The sequence below is a fragment of the Micromonospora sp. DSM 45708 genome, assembly GCF_039566955.1.
GTDB lineage: Bacteria > Actinomycetota > Actinomycetes > Mycobacteriales > Micromonosporaceae > Micromonospora.
The window spans coordinates 41,775-56,979 of record NZ_CP154796.1 but is presented as its reverse complement, the minus strand read 5'-3'; the positions used below and the strand labels follow the sequence as shown (position 1 = coordinate 56,979).

Annotated in this window: 15 protein-coding genes; 11 read left to right on the top strand and 4 right to left on the bottom strand. The window is 72.6% G+C overall.

The genetic code is table 11. From position 1 onward, the window contains the following. Positions 1-71 precede the first annotated feature (71 nt). Together VKK44_RS00305 and VKK44_RS00300 are read left to right on the top strand one after the other, a co-directional pair. Complete coding sequence (locus VKK44_RS00305; protein WP_343444796.1) at positions 72-548, top strand: hypothetical protein; 477 nt, start codon at positions 72-74, stop codon at positions 546-548. Positions 549-556: 8 nt separating this feature from the next. Further along, positions 557-1,357 carry a hypothetical protein gene (locus VKK44_RS00300; protein ID WP_343444795.1) on the top strand — a complete coding sequence of 267 codons (801 nt, stop codon included), beginning with the start codon at positions 557-559 and terminating at the stop codon, positions 1,355-1,357. Between the two features lie 69 nt (positions 1,358-1,426). Here the strand turns inward: VKK44_RS00300 and VKK44_RS00295 are convergent, their stop codons facing one another. Next, the gene (locus VKK44_RS00295) at positions 1,427-1,666 is read right to left on the bottom strand and encodes a winged helix-turn-helix domain-containing protein (protein WP_343444794.1); all 240 of its coding nucleotides are present in this window, start codon (positions 1,664-1,666) and stop codon (positions 1,427-1,429) included. Positions 1,667-1,883: 217 nt separating this feature from the next. On the opposite strand from VKK44_RS00295, the gene VKK44_RS00290 reads away from it, so the two are divergent. Together VKK44_RS00290 and VKK44_RS00285 are read left to right on the top strand one after the other, a co-directional pair. Continuing rightward, positions 1,884-2,426 carry a hypothetical protein gene (locus VKK44_RS00290; RefSeq protein WP_343444793.1) on the top strand — a complete coding sequence of 181 codons (543 nt, stop codon included), beginning with the start codon at positions 1,884-1,886 and terminating at the stop codon, positions 2,424-2,426. Beyond that, positions 2,423-2,662 carry a hypothetical protein gene (locus VKK44_RS00285; protein ID WP_343444792.1) on the top strand — a complete coding sequence of 80 codons (240 nt, stop codon included), beginning with the start codon at positions 2,423-2,425 and terminating at the stop codon, positions 2,660-2,662. Before VKK44_RS00290 ends, VKK44_RS00285 begins: the two co-directional genes overlap by 4 nt. A gap of 64 nt (positions 2,663-2,726) precedes the next feature. Here VKK44_RS00285 and VKK44_RS00280 read toward each other — a convergent pair whose 3' ends face one another. Then, positions 2,727-3,179 (bottom strand): DoxX family protein, encoded by a 453-nt coding sequence (locus VKK44_RS00280; RefSeq protein WP_343444791.1) that lies wholly within the window; start codon positions 3,177-3,179, stop codon positions 2,727-2,729. A 213-nt stretch (positions 3,180-3,392) separates the two neighbouring features. On the opposite strand from VKK44_RS00280, the gene VKK44_RS00275 reads away from it, so the two are divergent. Together VKK44_RS00275 and VKK44_RS00270 are read left to right on the top strand one after the other, a co-directional pair. Next, complete coding sequence (locus tag VKK44_RS00275) at positions 3,393-3,761, top strand: hypothetical protein (protein WP_343444790.1); 369 nt, start codon at positions 3,393-3,395, stop codon at positions 3,759-3,761. Further along, entirely contained in the window at positions 3,754-5,376 is a 1,623-nt protein-coding gene (locus VKK44_RS00270; RefSeq protein ID WP_343444789.1) for a hypothetical protein, read from the top strand. Before VKK44_RS00275 ends, VKK44_RS00270 begins: the two co-directional genes overlap by 8 nt. A gap of 8 nt (positions 5,377-5,384) precedes the next feature. Here the strand turns inward: VKK44_RS00270 and VKK44_RS00265 are convergent, their stop codons facing one another. Next, the gene (locus VKK44_RS00265) at positions 5,385-6,269 is read right to left on the bottom strand and encodes an ABC transporter permease (RefSeq protein WP_343444788.1); all 885 of its coding nucleotides are present in this window, start codon (positions 6,267-6,269) and stop codon (positions 5,385-5,387) included. Further along, the gene (locus tag VKK44_RS00260; RefSeq protein ID WP_343444786.1) at positions 6,269-9,133 is read right to left on the bottom strand and encodes an alpha/beta fold hydrolase; all 2,865 of its coding nucleotides are present in this window, start codon (positions 9,131-9,133) and stop codon (positions 6,269-6,271) included. Before VKK44_RS00260 ends, VKK44_RS00265 begins: the two co-directional genes overlap by 1 nt. 373 nt (positions 9,134-9,506) lie before the next feature. On the opposite strand from VKK44_RS00260, the gene VKK44_RS00255 reads away from it, so the two are divergent. The 5 genes from VKK44_RS00255 to VKK44_RS00235 are packed head-to-tail and all read left to right on the top strand — an operon-like array spanning position 9,507 to position 15,161. Continuing rightward, on the top strand, positions 9,507-10,658 hold the full coding sequence (locus VKK44_RS00255) for a hypothetical protein (protein WP_343444785.1): 1,152 nt from the start codon (positions 9,507-9,509) through the stop codon (positions 10,656-10,658). Then, positions 10,645-13,512: a nitrate- and nitrite sensing domain-containing protein gene (locus VKK44_RS00250; protein WP_343444783.1), complete on the top strand. Its 2,868-nt coding sequence runs from the start codon at positions 10,645-10,647 to the stop codon at positions 13,510-13,512. The genes VKK44_RS00255 and VKK44_RS00250 overlap by 14 nt, the downstream gene beginning before the upstream one ends. Further along, a complete protein-coding gene (locus VKK44_RS00245; RefSeq protein ID WP_343444781.1) occupies positions 13,509-13,973 on the top strand; it encodes a roadblock/LC7 domain-containing protein in 465 nt (154 codons plus the stop codon). The genes VKK44_RS00250 and VKK44_RS00245 overlap by 4 nt, the downstream gene beginning before the upstream one ends. After that, positions 13,970-14,422, top strand: coding sequence for a DUF742 domain-containing protein (locus VKK44_RS00240; RefSeq protein ID WP_343444779.1), 453 nt, complete (start codon positions 13,970-13,972; stop codon positions 14,420-14,422). Before VKK44_RS00245 ends, VKK44_RS00240 begins: the two co-directional genes overlap by 4 nt. Then, positions 14,400-15,161 carry a GTP-binding protein gene (locus VKK44_RS00235; protein WP_343444778.1) on the top strand — a complete coding sequence of 254 codons (762 nt, stop codon included), beginning with the start codon at positions 14,400-14,402 and terminating at the stop codon, positions 15,159-15,161. Before VKK44_RS00240 ends, VKK44_RS00235 begins: the two co-directional genes overlap by 23 nt. The last annotated feature ends 44 nt before the right edge of the window (positions 15,162-15,205 follow it).

Here is a 15,205-nt window from a genome sequence, read left to right as displayed (position 1 = left end):
CGATAGTGTCCGACCCGACGCAGAGCGAGGTGGCCTCACATCGCCACCTAGGCGACCGGGAGGGGGCGATCATGAGTCGGCAGGTATCTCACCTGATGACGGCCGCCAATCTCGGCACGTTGCTGTCGCCACTGGCAGAGGCGGTGACGGTTGGGGGCATCACGTGGGTCACCAAAAACCAAGTCGTCAGAGAAGGCGTCCTTCGGGTCGACACCGTCATCCGTGCGCTTGCTCCATGCCGGCTTCGTGTGACGATCAGCGATTTGAGACCGAGCGAGCCGGCACTTCAGTATCTTGCCGGCGAGGGCCGCTCGGGCTTCTCAGCACGTCGACTGTGCATAAACACGCCACATCGCCCCTTTCCCGGCACTCACAAGCACCGGAGCGAGCCCGGCGGGGGCGAGGAGGCAGCCTATGAACCGGACGACATCCCCGCCGTTCCGCTTCAACCGAGAGTCGCACCCGGCACCTATCGTGCGATCCTGGAAGCGTTCGCCGCGGAGTGCTTCATCGCGATAGGGGACGACTTCATCTGGCGGGAGCCTTGAGGAGGGACATGACTGTGGATGCCACGACTGTCATCGGCGCTGTCCTCCGGGCTGTCAACGACAACACGGTCGTCCACCCGTACGGAGATGGCCTGCTCATCGACTTGCCGATGACCTACGGCGACGGCGACGGCGTTCGGGTGCTTGTCGAGCCGATGGGCTCCGGCTGTCGAGTGACCGATCGGGCCGCCGCCGCGTCTCTGCTGGCCATGGCCGGGGTGAACCTGTTCGCCGGCCGGGCAGCAGAGGCGTTCGCCGAGATCATGGCGGGCGGCGGGCTTAACGGAGTCAATGCGGCACCCGGTGAGATCGCGACCTTCGGCAGCACCAACGAACTCGGGAGGCTGGTCCTTGATGTCGCACAGGCATCGCTACGCGCCGACCAACTTCGATGGCTTGCGCCCCGTCAGGCAGGCATCAGGTTTGTCGATCGAGTAACAGACCGGGTCACCGCTTGGGCCGGACGCGGTCGCAAGCTTCAGCGGGATGCTCCCATCCCGCTAGAATCCGGCCGCAATCGCTCGGTCACGCTGCGAGTAGCCAACGACGGCAAGGCTGCCTACGTTCAGGCCGTCAGCCTGCGTGATCCAGATCAGGCAGCCGAGCATTGCTACCACGTCTTCGGCCTGTCCACGATCGCCAAAGAAAGCCGGATCGCCGCTTTGGACGGCTCAGCGCGCGACTGGCCCGCGCCGATCGTCGCCGAACTTCGAACCGTCAGCGACGTTGAGTTTTTCGATGACCCGCTAAACCTTGAGCGGCAACTCGACAAGGTAGTCCCGCCCTCACAAGCCGCGCTTCGGCCGTAGTGCACCCGGTTGAAGTAGTCGTCCGGCCGATGTTTACTCCATGCAGTTGACGACAGCAGTCAACGCTGCCTACTTGGCGGTGCCGGGTACGAACACGCCCAAGCCCTGGTGGCCGTACAACTCCCCGGTCTCGATCAGGATCGTGATGGCCTGCCGGACGGTGGACTGGCTGCCTACTTGGTAGAGGTCTGCCAACTCCTTCGTAGAGGGCAACTTGTGACCGGGCGGCCACTCGCCTTCTGCGATGCGCCTCCTGATGTCACCGATGATCCTTCGGTAGTGCGGCTCGAACCTGCGCGGCGCGGACATGCGAATACTCCCAGCTAGGCATGTCCATCTGATCACAAAACCAGGAGCAACCTCAAGCGCATCGTTGACTTTACCAGCATTATCGATAAAGTTTTGGTCAGGAGCGCCCAGCTAGGCACTGGTCGATCCCCAGTCGGGGCAGCGCGCACCCAACCGGACGTCCTCCGGGCTGGGCGACGCGCTGCCCCGGCACCCCACCAGGCGAAGGAGACGTGGTGTGACGGATGCGGAGACGAGTTCGGAGGTGCCCGTCGCGAGCGCGATCTGGGCGGTCGAGCAGGTCACCGGTGAGCTGCGGGAGGCGTACCTCGGGGTGGCCGCCGCCACCGTGCTGCTGGAGCGCGTCGGCGCGGGCTGCGCCCACCCGGCGATCAAGCTGGCCCGGCGCAGCGGCGAGGACGCCCTCGACCTGGCCGGAGACGCCGAGTTCCAGGTCAGCGACGGGGTACGTCGGCTGCGCGTCGCCGCCGGCCACCGGGAGACCGCCACCATCGGCGGGCTGGTCGAGGCGCTGGACGACGTCCGGGACCGGTTGGGCACGGCGGCCGATCGGATCGGGCGGCTTCCGGCCCGGATCACCGCTGCCGGGCAGCAGCTCTCCGACGCTGGCCGGACCGACGACCCGATGACCGGGACGACCGTTCGGCAGTGGCAGGACGGCGCCGAACGCCTCGCCCTGATGGCGGAGAGCCTGACGTCGGCCGCGGCGGCGCTGTCGTCGTACACCGAGGGGTTGACCGACGGGGGTCGGCCACGGTGACCGAGCCGCACTGGATCATCCACCTGCCCACCACGCTGACCAGTGTGGACGAGGCCGCCGCGCTGTCCATGGCGCTGCGCCGCTCGCTCGGTCACGTGCTCGCCATCGACTTCGGCGAGACCACGCTGTCCGAGGAGGACCGGCAGTCGGTGCGTACCCGGGTCTGGTGCGACGCCCCGCTCCCCCGCTCCCGGCGCTGCCTCCTCCCGGTCGCCCATTCCGGCCGCTGCCGCTGACAGATCTTGGTACGGAACCGCCCTCGAAGGGGCGCTCCCGTACCAAGATCTGGCGCGCGGCGGGTCAGGCGGGGACGGAGGCGCGGCGGGTCGCCGGGGTGGCGTCGGCGGGGGCGGTGCGGCGGCGGGAGATCAGCGCGTCGAGCGCCCAGGTGCCCGGGCCGAGCACCGCGACCAGCAGGAACGACCAGCAGAAGAGCGCGGCCAGTTCGCCGCCGTTCTTCATCGGCAGCAGGCCGTGCGGCTGGTGCACCACGAAGTACGCGTACGCCATCGAGCCGGAGGCGAGCAGCGCGGCGGGCCGGGTGGCCAGGCCGACGAGCACGAGCACGCCGCAGACGAGCTGGATCAGCGCGGCCCACCAGCCGGGCCAGGTGCCGACCGGGACGGCGCCGCCGGTGGCCGGGTTGCCGCCGAGTATTCCGAAGATCGACGCGGCACCATGGAGCAGGAAGAGGAAGCCGACGACGATGCGGAACAGGGAGAGTACGGGACCGTTCAACTGCGGCGGGACCATGGGAATCCTCCTGGGACGGGTGTGGGACGCGTCCAGGATGGCCGGCATAAAGATTGAAGGTAATCAATTCCTTGCTGGCGGGACAATCTCGTGGGAACGCTCCCATGATATGGAAGTCGGGTAGCCGACAGGAAGACCTCCGGCCGGTCGGAGTGTGGCGTCGATGCACTAGCGTGCTCATTGCTCCCCAGTGGACCGTTCGGGAGGTGACCGGTGGGATCGGAGCGGGTCACGCTGGTGGCGGTATGCGCCGAGGATGCCGCACAGCCGCTGGTCGACACGCTGAAGGCGCGCGGGGTCGCCGCGCAGGCGTCCGGGCGGCGCAACCTCGACGGGGCCGCCGTCACGTCGTGGATGGTGGTGGCCGGGGTGGCGCTGAAAATGGCGCCGGACATCCTGCGCGCCCTGGCGGAGCTGGTCAAGCAGTTCCGGGTCGGGCGGGTGGAGATGAACCTGACCGAGCGCACCTTCGCCGTCGACAACCCGGGGCCGGCGGACATCGAGGAGCTGTTGCGCCAGTTCCGGGCCGCGACGGAGCTGCCGGAGGGCGACGACGCGGCGGACCGACGTCCGGATGCTTGACGACACCGTTCTCGACCACATCGTCCGGTCGCAGGTGGGTGCCTCCGTCCGGACGTGGCGGCACGGACGCGACGGCCTCAGCCCGATGAACGTCGTCCTGGACGTCGTGGACGAGGTGATCGGCCACCCCTACGCGGTCTACTGGGTCGACGGCGACGTGCCGGAGATGTTCTCCCTGCCGGCCCTGGACCCGTCGATCGTGCTGTTCAACACGCGCTACCTCGAAATGATCGGGCACCTGCGGGGGATCGTGACCGCCCGCCACCTGTCTCCCGAGCTCATGGCGGAGGTGGCCGAGCAGGTCAGCCTGCGCATCATCGCCGAGCTGGCCCTCCGGTACGGCGATCCGGGCCTGGCCTGTCACCTGCTGGTGGAGTCGCTGCCGGCGAGCACGACGTACTACGCGCCGGTGACGCTCAGGGATCTCGAGCGGACACCGATCGGCCACCACTACATGTCCGTGTGGTTCTACCCCCTGCTGCACGAACTCGGCCATGTCCACGCCATCACCCACCCACCCGGACGGCCGGAGCCGGCCGACGCCACGGAGCACCTCGACCGGCTCATCGACGGGGTGACCCGCAGGTTGTTCGCCGGCAGCCTCGACGACGACGTCCGGGAGTGGCGTCACCGCAGATCGCGGCGTGACTCGCTGGACCACGGGGTGCTCCGGGAAGAACTCGACGCCGACATGTTCTCGGCGCAGGTGCTGTTCACGGCCACCGCCCGCGTCCTCCAGCGGAACGGCACGCCCGACGCGTTCCGCGCCGACCAGCTCGCCGGCGAGATCATGCTGATGTTCGGCCTGATGCAATACATGAACAGTTGCGTCATGGTCGCCCGCTACGGGGCCCGGCTCGGGCGGGACGCGATCGACGCGTTCAACGCCGTGGCGAACAGCGTCCGCCTCAACGCGATGATCAACTTTCTGTCGCTACACCTGGCGTCCGGCGGTCGCCCCGTGCGGGGCGCCGACCCGGAGGCCGTCAACGAGATGCACGCCTCCCTGCTGGCGATGCACGCCCGGATGAACGAACAGTTCACCGCGTTCGAGGTGGGGCACATGCGGGCGATGCGGCACAGCGTGTTCCCGGAGGAGCGGGGGCTCAACGTCTTCGACCGCCTGGCCGAGGCGTTCACGCACGAGGCGACCGCAGCCGTCATCCGGTTGGAGACCGAGCGGTTCCTCGACCTGGCCCGGACGCTGGACGTCCAGCACCCGGACCTCGACCTGCTCGCCGCGTTCGTCGCCCGGCCCGCCGACGCGGCGGAGACACTCGGCCGCCAACAGCGCGTCTTCCTGGTCCCCTGGGTGAGCGGCGAGGGCGTCGACCAACCGTTCTGCCTGACCGCCCATGACGAAACGGTGGTCTTCGTCTTCGCGAGCCAGCACGCCGTCGAGTACTTCATCGAGGAGTCCCGGCCGATACTCGTTCCCGGTCTCGAGCTGACGATCGCCGCTTTCCTCAGCCCCACCAACCAGAACGTGATCACGCTGCTGTTCCGGCGGCTGCCCGAGCACCGGCCGCACATCCAGGTGGTGTTCCAGGGCAGCGACGCGTTCGCCGACCGCATCCGCCAGCTCAACGACGGGACGTTCTGGCCACCGGAGTGACGCGCCCCTCAGCTCGTGATGTCCTTGCGGGTGAAGCGCCAGAAGGCGAGCCCCCAGAACAGCGTGGCGTAGACGATCGCCGAGATCGCGCCCTTGACCACGTCGTCGGTCTGCATCGGCGACGACAGCAACCCCAGCCAGGCGCTGCTGTAGTGGGTCGGCAGCAGGTTGCGCAGCCCGCCCAGCGCGGTGATCTGGTCGAGGATGCTGGACAGGATCCAGAGCAGCACCGCCCCACCGACCGCGCCGAGCGCCGCGTCGGTGGTCACCGAGAGCAGGAACGCCAAGCCGGCCACCACCAGCAGCACCACCGCCAGGTAGCCGAGCACGCCGACCAGCCGCAGCAGCCCGTCCGCCGGGGCCAGCTCCGCGGAGACCTGACTGCTCAGCGGCTTCCAGCCGTAGCGCAGCGTGCCGGCGAGCAGCGCGGTGCCGGCCAGCAACACCAACGCCAACCCGGAGTACGCGAGCGCGACCACCAGCTTCACCGCCAGCAGCCGGGCCCGGGGCACCGGCACGGCCAGCAGGTAGCGCAGGCTGCCCCAGCTCGCCTCGCTGGCCACCGTGTCCCCGCAGAACAGCGCCACCACCACGACCAGCAGGAACGACGCCGACACCAGGATCGAGAACAGGGTGAAGTTGAGCCCGCCCGAGGTCGCCAGGTCGGCCAGGCTGGCGAACTCGCCCCGGCCGCCACCGTCGTCGTCCCCCGAGTCGAACTGGAACGCCACCAGGATGATCAGCGGCAGCAGCACCATGAACCCGAGCGCCAACTGGGTACGCCGCCGCGACGCCTGCCGCCGGAACTCCGCCCCGAACGGCAGCGTGGCCGACGGCCGGTAGCCGCCCGCCGCCCCGCCACTGCCTTTCGACGCCACCGAAGAGTCCACCATCACCGGTCACCGCTTCCCCGAGAGTTCTCGCCGACCAGGGCGAGGAACGCGTCCTCCAGACGGCGTCGGGGCACCACCCGGTCCACCCCGATGCCGGCCCGGACCAGTTCGGCCACCACCTCGCGGCGGGCGGTGCCGTTGGTGTCCACCACCAGCCCGCCGTCGGCGTCCGGCAGCACCCGTACGCCGTCCAGCCGGTCGAGCACGGTCCGCGCGGCGTCCGGGTCGCTCACCTCGAACAGCACGCTCGGCGACTCGCCGACGATCTCCTCGACCGGGCCGGACGCCACGATCCGGCCCTTGTTCACCACCACCGCGTGCGTGCAGGTCTGCTCCACCTCGGCCAGCAGGTGACTGGAGACCAGCACCGCCCGGCCGTCGGTGGCGTAGCGCTGGAGCACCCGGCGCATCTCGGCGATCTGCGGCGGGTCCAGCCCGTCCGTCGGCTCGTCGAGCACCAGCAGCTCGGGCAGGCCGAGCATGGCCTGCGCGATGGCGAGCCGCTGCCGCATGCCGTGGCTGTACTTCTTCGTCCGCCGGTGCACCGACGCGCCCAGGCCGGCGATCTCCAACGCCTCGTCGAAGTGCGCGTCCGCCCAGGGCCGTCCGGTGGCCCGCCAGTACGCCCTGAGGTTGTCCAGCCCGGACAGGTGCGGCAGGAAGCCCGGCCCCTCGACCAGCGCGCCGATCCGGGACAGCACCGGCGAGCCCGGCACCAGTCGGTGCCCGAACACGTAGATCTCCCCGGCGGTGGGCTGGGTCAGCCCCATCAGCACCCGCAGCGTGGTGGTCTTGCCCGCGCCGTTCGGCCCGAGCAGGCCGACCACCTGCCCGGGATGCACCTCGAAGTCCACGTCGGAGACGGCGACGAAGCCGTCCGCGTACTCCTTGCGCAGGTTGCGCACGGCGAGCGGGACGCCCGCGTACTCCGGGTGGATGGAGCGGTCCTGGCGGCGGTGCCGGCGGCGGGCGAGCAGCACGACCACGACGAGCCCGACCGCGATCGCGGCGAGCAGGCCGGCCAGCACCCAGCGCCAGATCGCGGCCGAGGTGGGGATCGGTGCGGCGTCGACGGTGGGCAGCACCAGCGGGCCGTCGCCGAGCGCCACGGTGTGCACCGCCGGCTCGGCCGGCGTGGCGTACGCCTGGTCGGACGTCGCCACCACGAGCCGCAGCCGGTGCCCGGCCTCGACCCGCCGGACGATCGCCGGCAGCGTGACGGTGACCGGCGTGGCGGTGTCGAGCGTGGCCGGCAGGCCGGTCAGCCGCACCGGCGCGACCAGGCCGTCCGGGAGCGTGGCCGCGCCCTGCGGGTCGACGTCGTAGAGCTTGACGAAGAGCACCGCCTCGCCGGTCGGCGACGCGGCCCGGATCCGCACGGTCGGCGCACCCACCACGTCGACCGGGTCGTCCAGCGGCGCCGACTCGAAGCGGGCGTGCTGGCCCGGGATGTCGCCGGCCACGCCGTCCAGCAGCGAGCCGAGCGCCCCGGCGAACGGGATCGCGGAGATCGCCGCCGGGTTGCCGTTCGGCGGTACGGCGACCGGCTGCGCCGGGCCGGTCAGCGCCACGTCGCGGCGCTGCTGCCCGGCCACGCCCGGATAGTCGTCGGTGCGGTAACCGGTGGCCACCAGGCCCCGGTCCAGCGCGTCGAAGCCGGCGATCCGGGAGAACGTGAAGGTGTCGCCGGGCGCCGCCCCCTCGCCCTTGACGTAGTGGTCGAGCCACTGCGCGGTCAGGAACTTCACCCGGTCGGAGTCGGAGGTCGGCCCGGCGCCGCCGTCGTGGCCGCCGGTGAACCAGGCGACCCGCACCGGCGTGCCGGCGGCGGCGATGCCGCGCGCGTTGGCGTCCGCCTCGGTGAGCGGGAACAGCGTGTCCGCCTCACCCTGCACCAGCAGCGTGGGCGCCTTGATCCGGTCGAGCACGCCAGCCGGCGACGAACGGCGCAGCAGCTCGACCGCGGCCTGGTCGGCGCGACCGGTGGTGGCGATGCGCAGGTACGCGGCGCAGACGTCCGCGGCGAACCGCCCGCAGGACGGGTCGGCGGCACCCCCGGGCGTCCGGCCGGAACCGCTGCCCGGGCCCGCGCCCGGCTGCGGGCTCGCCGGCCCGGCCGAGGCGGGCGCGCCCTCCGGCACGGCGGCGGTGGCCCCGGACAGCCCGGCCGGCCCGGAGCCGGCGTTGCCGCCGCCACCGAAGAAGATGCCGGCCCAGCCCTTCTTGAACACGCCCTCGGTGGGCGGCTTGCCGGTGCTCTCCGGCAGGAACGCCCGGGACAGGTCGTTCCAGGTGATCATCGGGACGATCGCGTCGACCCGCTTGTCCTGCGCGGCCAGCAGCAGCGCCAGGCCGCCGCCGTACGAGCCGCCGACCACGCCGACGCGCGGGTCGCCGGCGGAGTCGAGACGCACCTCGGGACGACCGGCGAGCCAGTCCAGCAGCCGCTGACCGTCGCGCACCTCGTAGTCGGGGCTGTCCAGGTGGATCTGGCCGCCGGAGCGGCCGAAGCCGCGGGCGGTCCAGGTGAGCACCGCGTAGCCGCGGGCGACCAGGTCCTCCGCGTCCGGGCGGACCGACTCCTTGGTGCCGCCGAAGCCGTGCGCCAGCAGCACCGCCGGCACCCGGTTCGCGTCCGAGGCGTCGCCGGGCAGGTAGAGCGTGGTGTCCAGGTCGACCGGCTCGGTCCCGTCCGGCCCGGACCGCACGGTCAGCAGCGCCGACTCGGTCCGGAACTCCGCCCCCTGCGGGCGGACCGCCCAGACCAGCGCGGCGGCGACCAGGACGACCACCAGCACGGCGACGACGATCCGGCGCGGGTGGCCGGCCAGGGCGCGCCGGACCCGCGCGACGGGTGATCTCATGCGGCACACGGTACGGGCCGCCGGCTGAGCATTCCCTGAGATCCGCCGTACGTTCGTCCGGTTGCGCCGTTCGGCGCGCGCCGCCCGTCGTCCGCAGAAGATCCAGAGCATCCCAGCGGGATGTATTCGGATCACGTGAATTCACATCTACAGCCGCAAATCAGTGCTCAAGTCGCGACTCGACGACCCGATCGGACGCAGCGTGGCGAGTGACTCGACGGTCGGTCACCCCGGACGAACTGACGTGAAGCCGACTCGGCGACTCCGGTTCAGGCCCCGCCCGGTTCGACTAATTTTCCGGTCCGGTGCACGGGACCTCCTGCGGCGACCCCCGGGGCATCGACCGCCCCGCCGTCGCCGGAGGAGACAGACCATGACAGTTCCCGCGCCGCGGGTGCGTCGGCGGCCCTCCGTACCGGGCCGTCTCCTGCCCCTGCTGCTGGCGCTGGCGCTCGTCGCCCCGCTCGGGCTGCTCTTCGCGCTTGTCGACGGCAACACCACCGACGACCACGAGCTGGCGTCCCGGGAACGGCTGGGGGTCCGTTACCTGCGCGCCCTCGGGCCGGTCACCGACGCGCTGGTGGAGGCCCAGTCCACCGCCGTCGCCGGGGCACCGGTCTCCCGCGCGTCGCTCAACGCCGCGATCGAGCAGGTGGCCGCCGTGGACGCCGCCGTCGGCGACGAGCTGCGCAGCCACGAGCGCTGGGCCGGGCTGCGGGCGAAGCTCGAAGGGCTGCCGGACCGCGGGTTCGCCGACCCGGAAGCCGCCTACCGGGCGTACGGCGAGGCCAACGATTTGCTGCTCGCACTCCACCGGAAGGTCCGGGAGAGTTCCGGCCTGATCCGCGACCCCCGGTCCGACTCGTTCTTCCTCCAGGACGGCATCGGCGGGGACCTGCCCACCGCGACGGTGCTGGCCGGCCGGCTCGCCGACCTGGTCCGGCTGGCCGCCAAACGCCCCGCCGCCGAACGCGCGAAGACCGGCATCGAGCTGGCCGAACTGCGGGTGGCCGCGTTCGGCCCGGCCAACGACCTGGTCACCGACCTGCGCGTGGCGGTGGACAGCTCGGAGAGCACCGACCTGGGCGCCAACGTGCTCACCCCGCTGGACGCCTACCAGCGGTCGCTGGAAGCGTTCACCGCCGCGGGCGGCGGCCGGGCCGCGCCGAACCCCGCCCAGCTCACCGCCGCCGGGCTCGCCGCCCAGTCCGCCGCCAAGCAGCTCCGCGCCGTCATCCTCGACCAGCTCGACACGTTGCTCAAGGAGCGGCTGGACGCGCTCGACCGGGACCGGCTGCTGGCCCGGATCGCGGCCGGCGTGGCGGTGGCGTTGCTCGTCGGGCTCGCCGTGACGCTGCTCCGGCGTCCGGCCGCCGGGCCGCACCACGAGCCGGCCGACGCCGTGCTGCCCCCGGCCGTCCGACCCGACCCGCCGGGCGCCGGCCGCGACGCCGACCGCCAGCCCGTCGCGGTGGGTAGGGGCGTCGAGGCCGAGCGGTGGAGGCCGTTCGATGCTGCTCGCTAGGCTGCGGATCCGGGGCAAGCTCGCCCTGCTGGTGATCATCCCGCTGCTCAGCATGGTCGGGCTGGCCGTGCCGGTGGTCGTCGACCGGGTGGCCACCGCGCAACGCGCCGCCGACACCGCGGAGACCGTCCGGGTCGCCAGCCGGATCGGCAGCCTGGTGCAGGACCTCCAGCAGGAACGCCTGCTCTCGATCGGGTTGCTGCTGGCCCGGGTGACCCGCACCGAGCTGATCCAGAAGTCCGCCACCGTCGACGACCGGGTCGCCGACCTGCGCGCCGAGGCACTGCCGGCACCGGTCCACGAGGCGCTCGACGGGGTACGCCGGCTGGCCGACGTCCGTACCGCCACGCTCGCCGGACGGGCCACGCCGGAACAGATCCTGAACACCTTCGCCCGGGTCGACCTGGCGCTGATCGAGGCGCTGCGGCTGCCGTTCCGGGTGGACACCGACACCTCGGCCGGACGGCAGGTGCTCGCGCTGGACGCGCTGCTGCGCACCGACGAGGCGCTGAGTTCGTGCGCCACCCAGATCGTGCTGGTCCGGGCGACCGGTGATCCGCAGGTGTCCGCCTCGTACATCGCCTGCATGGCGGCGCTCGACGTGGACAACGACCGGTTCCGCAAGCTGATCACGCCGGAACAGTTGAAGCTGGCGCTGCTGGACGACGCGGCGGTGGCGGCCCGGACCAGCCAGACCTTCCTGCGGGACAGCATCCGGGACCCGGTCGGCGCGATCGCCCCGCTGCCGCTGGACGTGCTCTTCCCCTCCGTCCGCTCGATGATCACGCTGGGCCAGTTCGTGGAGAAGAAGGTCGTCGCGGACGTCATCGCGGAGACCCGTACCGAGGAGCGGGACGCGCTGATCACGGCCTGGCTGGTCGCCGTGGCGGCGGTCGCGATCCTGCTCCTGGTGGTGCTGCTGAGCATGACGGTCGCCCGTACGGTGTCCCGGCCGCTGAGCCGGCTCACCCGCTCCGCCGAGCGCGTCGCCCGGGTCGCCGAGGCGGAGCTGACCCGGGTGGCCGACGACGAGACCGAGTCGGTGCCGCCGGTACGCCTCGACTCGGTCGACGTCCGCGCCCGGGACGAGATCGGCGACCTGGCCCGCGCGTTCGAGCGGGTGCAGCACACCGCCGCCCGGCTGGTCGAGCGGCAGGTGGCCGGCCGGCGCAACGTGGCGCAGATGTTCGGCCACGTCGGCCGTCGTACGCAGAACCTGGTCGGCCGCCAGATCGCGCTCATCGACCGGCTGGAACGGCAGGAGGCCGACCCGGGCCGGCTGGAGCACCTCTACCGGCTGGACCACATCTCCAGCCGGCTGCGCCGCAACGCCGGCAGCCTGGTGGTGCTCTCCGGCGCCACCGGCTCGGACGGCCACGTGGCCCCGGTCCCGCTGGCCGACGTGGTCCGGCTCGCGCTCGGCGAGATCGAGGACTACACCCGGGTCGACGTGCAGGTTCCGCCCGGCGTCTCGGCGGCGCCCGCGATCGCCGGCGACCTGGTGCTGGCGCTGGCCGAGCTGATGGAGAACGCGACCGCCTTCTCGCCGCCGCACACCCGGGTCGTGGTGGCCGGCGAGCTGACCGACGGGGGCGCCCGGCTCGCCGTGGTGGACCACGGCATCGGCCTGACCGCGGAGCGGCTCGCCGAGGAGAACGCCCGGCTGACCCGCCGGGAGCGGCTCGATCTCGCACCGACCGAGGTGCTCGGGCTCTTCGTGGTGGGCCGGCTGGCCCGCCGGCACGGCTGGACCGTACGACTGGTGGCGACCGCGGGCGGCGGGATCACCGCCGGTCTGGAGATCCCGGCCGCCTCGCTGGTGGTCCGCCGGCCGGAGCCGGCCGGAGCCGTCGTGGCGCGGGCCGCCGCGCCGACCGCGGAACGGCCCCCGGAACCCGCGCCGGTGAGCCGGCCGGTCCTGGCCCCGCCGGCGCCCGCCGAGCCGGCCGGGTTCGACGCGGCGTTGCTGAGCCGGGCCACCCGCAGCATCTCCAGCGGCGACTCGTGGAACGCCTTCGGCAACCAGGGCGACGACGCCGAGGTGGCCGGCGCGGCGGCCACGACCGGCCGCCGGGAGAACCCGGAGCGCCCGGCCGCCCCGGAGCGCACCCCCGCCCTCGACCGCACCGCGAACGGCGACCGCGCGGCGAACCGGGACCGCGCGGCGAGCGCCGACGGCCCGGTCGCGGCGCCGGCCGTCGCCGGGCCGCCGGTCGAGGACTTCCGCTTCCCCACCGGCGGTCCGCCGCCCGCCTGGCCGCCGGCCGCCGCGCGGTCCACCACGCTGCCCGCCGGCCCGGCGGCGCACCCCGCCGGCACCACTCCGCCGACACCGGTCGTCGGCCCGGCACCGGCCGCTCCCCCGGCCGCCGGGCCGACGACCGGCTCCGCCCCCATCCCACCGCCGCGCGGGCCACGGCCCACCGTGCCCGGTCTGGTCGGCCGGCCGTCCGGACCGCCCGGGAACCGTCCGATCCGGAAACGGGTGCCCGGCGCGAACCTGCCGGTCGGCCCGCCGGGCGGGCCGGCCGGACCGGTGATCGGGCCGCTGATCGCCGTCCCGGACGACCCGGCCGCGGTCCGCGCCCTGGTGGAGGCGTTCCAGGACGGGGTACGCCGGGCCGAGGACGACATCGACCCGGCCGGCCCGGCGCACGAACGGCCCCGGCTCAGCCGGCGGGTCCCCGGGGCGAACCTGGCCGTCTCCGCGGTGCCGCCCGCGCCCCCGGTCAGTTCCGACCCCGGCGACCCGGTCGAGGTCCGCGATCTCATCACCGATTACGAGGCGGGCGTCGCCCGTGCTCTGCGTGAAGTCAGCACCGACCACCGCTATGAAGAGGATCCGTCACGGTGACCAGCCCGTACCTGCACGACAACGTCGAACAGAGCGCGCCCGGCGACCTCAGCCCCGAGGCGCGCACCTTCAACTGGCTGCTCGACTCGTTCACCTCCAGCACGGCCGGGGTGATGGAGGCGATCGCGGTTTCCTCGGACGGGCTGCTGATGGCCATGTCCGCGATCAAGGACCGGTCCAACGCGGAGCGGCTCGCCGCCGTGGTCTCCGGCATGACCAGCCTGGCCGGTGGCGCCGCGAGCTGGTACGCGCTGGGCGGGCTCAACCGGGTCATCGTCGACATGGCCGAGGGCTACCTGCTGATCAGCGCGATCAGCAGCGGCTCGGTCCTCGGCGTGGTCGCCGACCGCTCGGCCAACCTGGGCACCGTCGCGTACGAGATGACGCTCTTCGCCGGCCGCGCCGGCGGCGCCCTGAGCCCCCGCCTGATAGCCGAGCTGAAGAACGCCGTCCAGCAATGAACCAGGGGGTCGCCGGCGAGGACCCGGAGCCGGAACCCGGCGTCCGGATCCGCCCCTTCCTGCGCGCGTCCGTCCCCGCTCCGGGACCGGACGCGGGCGACGGGGAGCAGCCGACCGGCCCACGCCCGTTCGTGCTCACCTCGGGTCGGGTGGACGGCGACCCGACGATCAGCCTGGAGACCCAGGTGACCGCCCGGCCGGGCAGCGGCTCGTGGGCGGTCACCGCCCGGCTGACCCCGGAACTCGCGGCGATCGTCGCGATCTGTGTCGAGCCGGTGTCGGTAGCCGAGATCTCCGCCCGGACCCGGATGCAGTTCGGCGTGACCCGGGTGCTGGTCGGCGACCTGCGCGCCGCCGGACACCTCGACGTGCACGTCGCGGACGTCGACGACGCCCTCGATCCCGATCTCATCCTGCGAGTGATTGATGGACTTCGTGCGATCTCCTGAATGGCGGGCGGCGGCCCCGGGCGGGCCGTCCGCGAACAACGTCCCCACCCGCTACGGCAACCCCGCCCCGCTGATCGGCCGCGCCACACCGCCCCCGCCGGCCGGGCCGCCGCTGCCGTACCGGCCGCCAGGTGGCCCCGGCGAGCCGGCCCCGATCGTCAGCCGGGTGCCCGCGCCACGCCCGCCGATCCCGGTGAAGATCCTGATCGCCGGCGGCTTCGGCGTCGGCAAGACCACCACGGTGGGCGCGATCTCCGAGATCGCGCCGCTGACCACCGAGGCGGAGATGACCACCGCCGGGATCGGCGTCGACGACCCGGGCGGGGTGGCCGGGAAGACCACCACCACGGTGGCGATGGACTTCGGCTGCGTGACCATCGACCGCAGCCTGAAGCTCTACCTCTTCGGTACGCCCGGCCAGGCCCGGTTCGGCTTCATGTGGGACGACCTGGCCCGGGGCGCGCTCGGCGCGCTGGTGGTGGTGGACAGCGCCCGGCTCGACGACTGCTATCCGGCGATCGACTTCTTCGAGCGGGCCGGGCTGCCGTTCGCCGTGGGCGTCAACGCCTTCGACGGGCGGCTGGCACTGGACCTGCCGTCGGTCCGCTGGGCGCTGGCGATCGCCGAGCACGTGCCGCTGGTGCAGTTCGACGCCCGGGACCGGCTCTCCGTACGGGACGCCCTGCTGGTCGTCCTGGACCGGGCGCTGGACCGGGCCACCCGGTCCCGGGAACGCTGAACCGCCCACCGGTTCGGTCCGTGCTCTTCGAAGGGGTGGACACG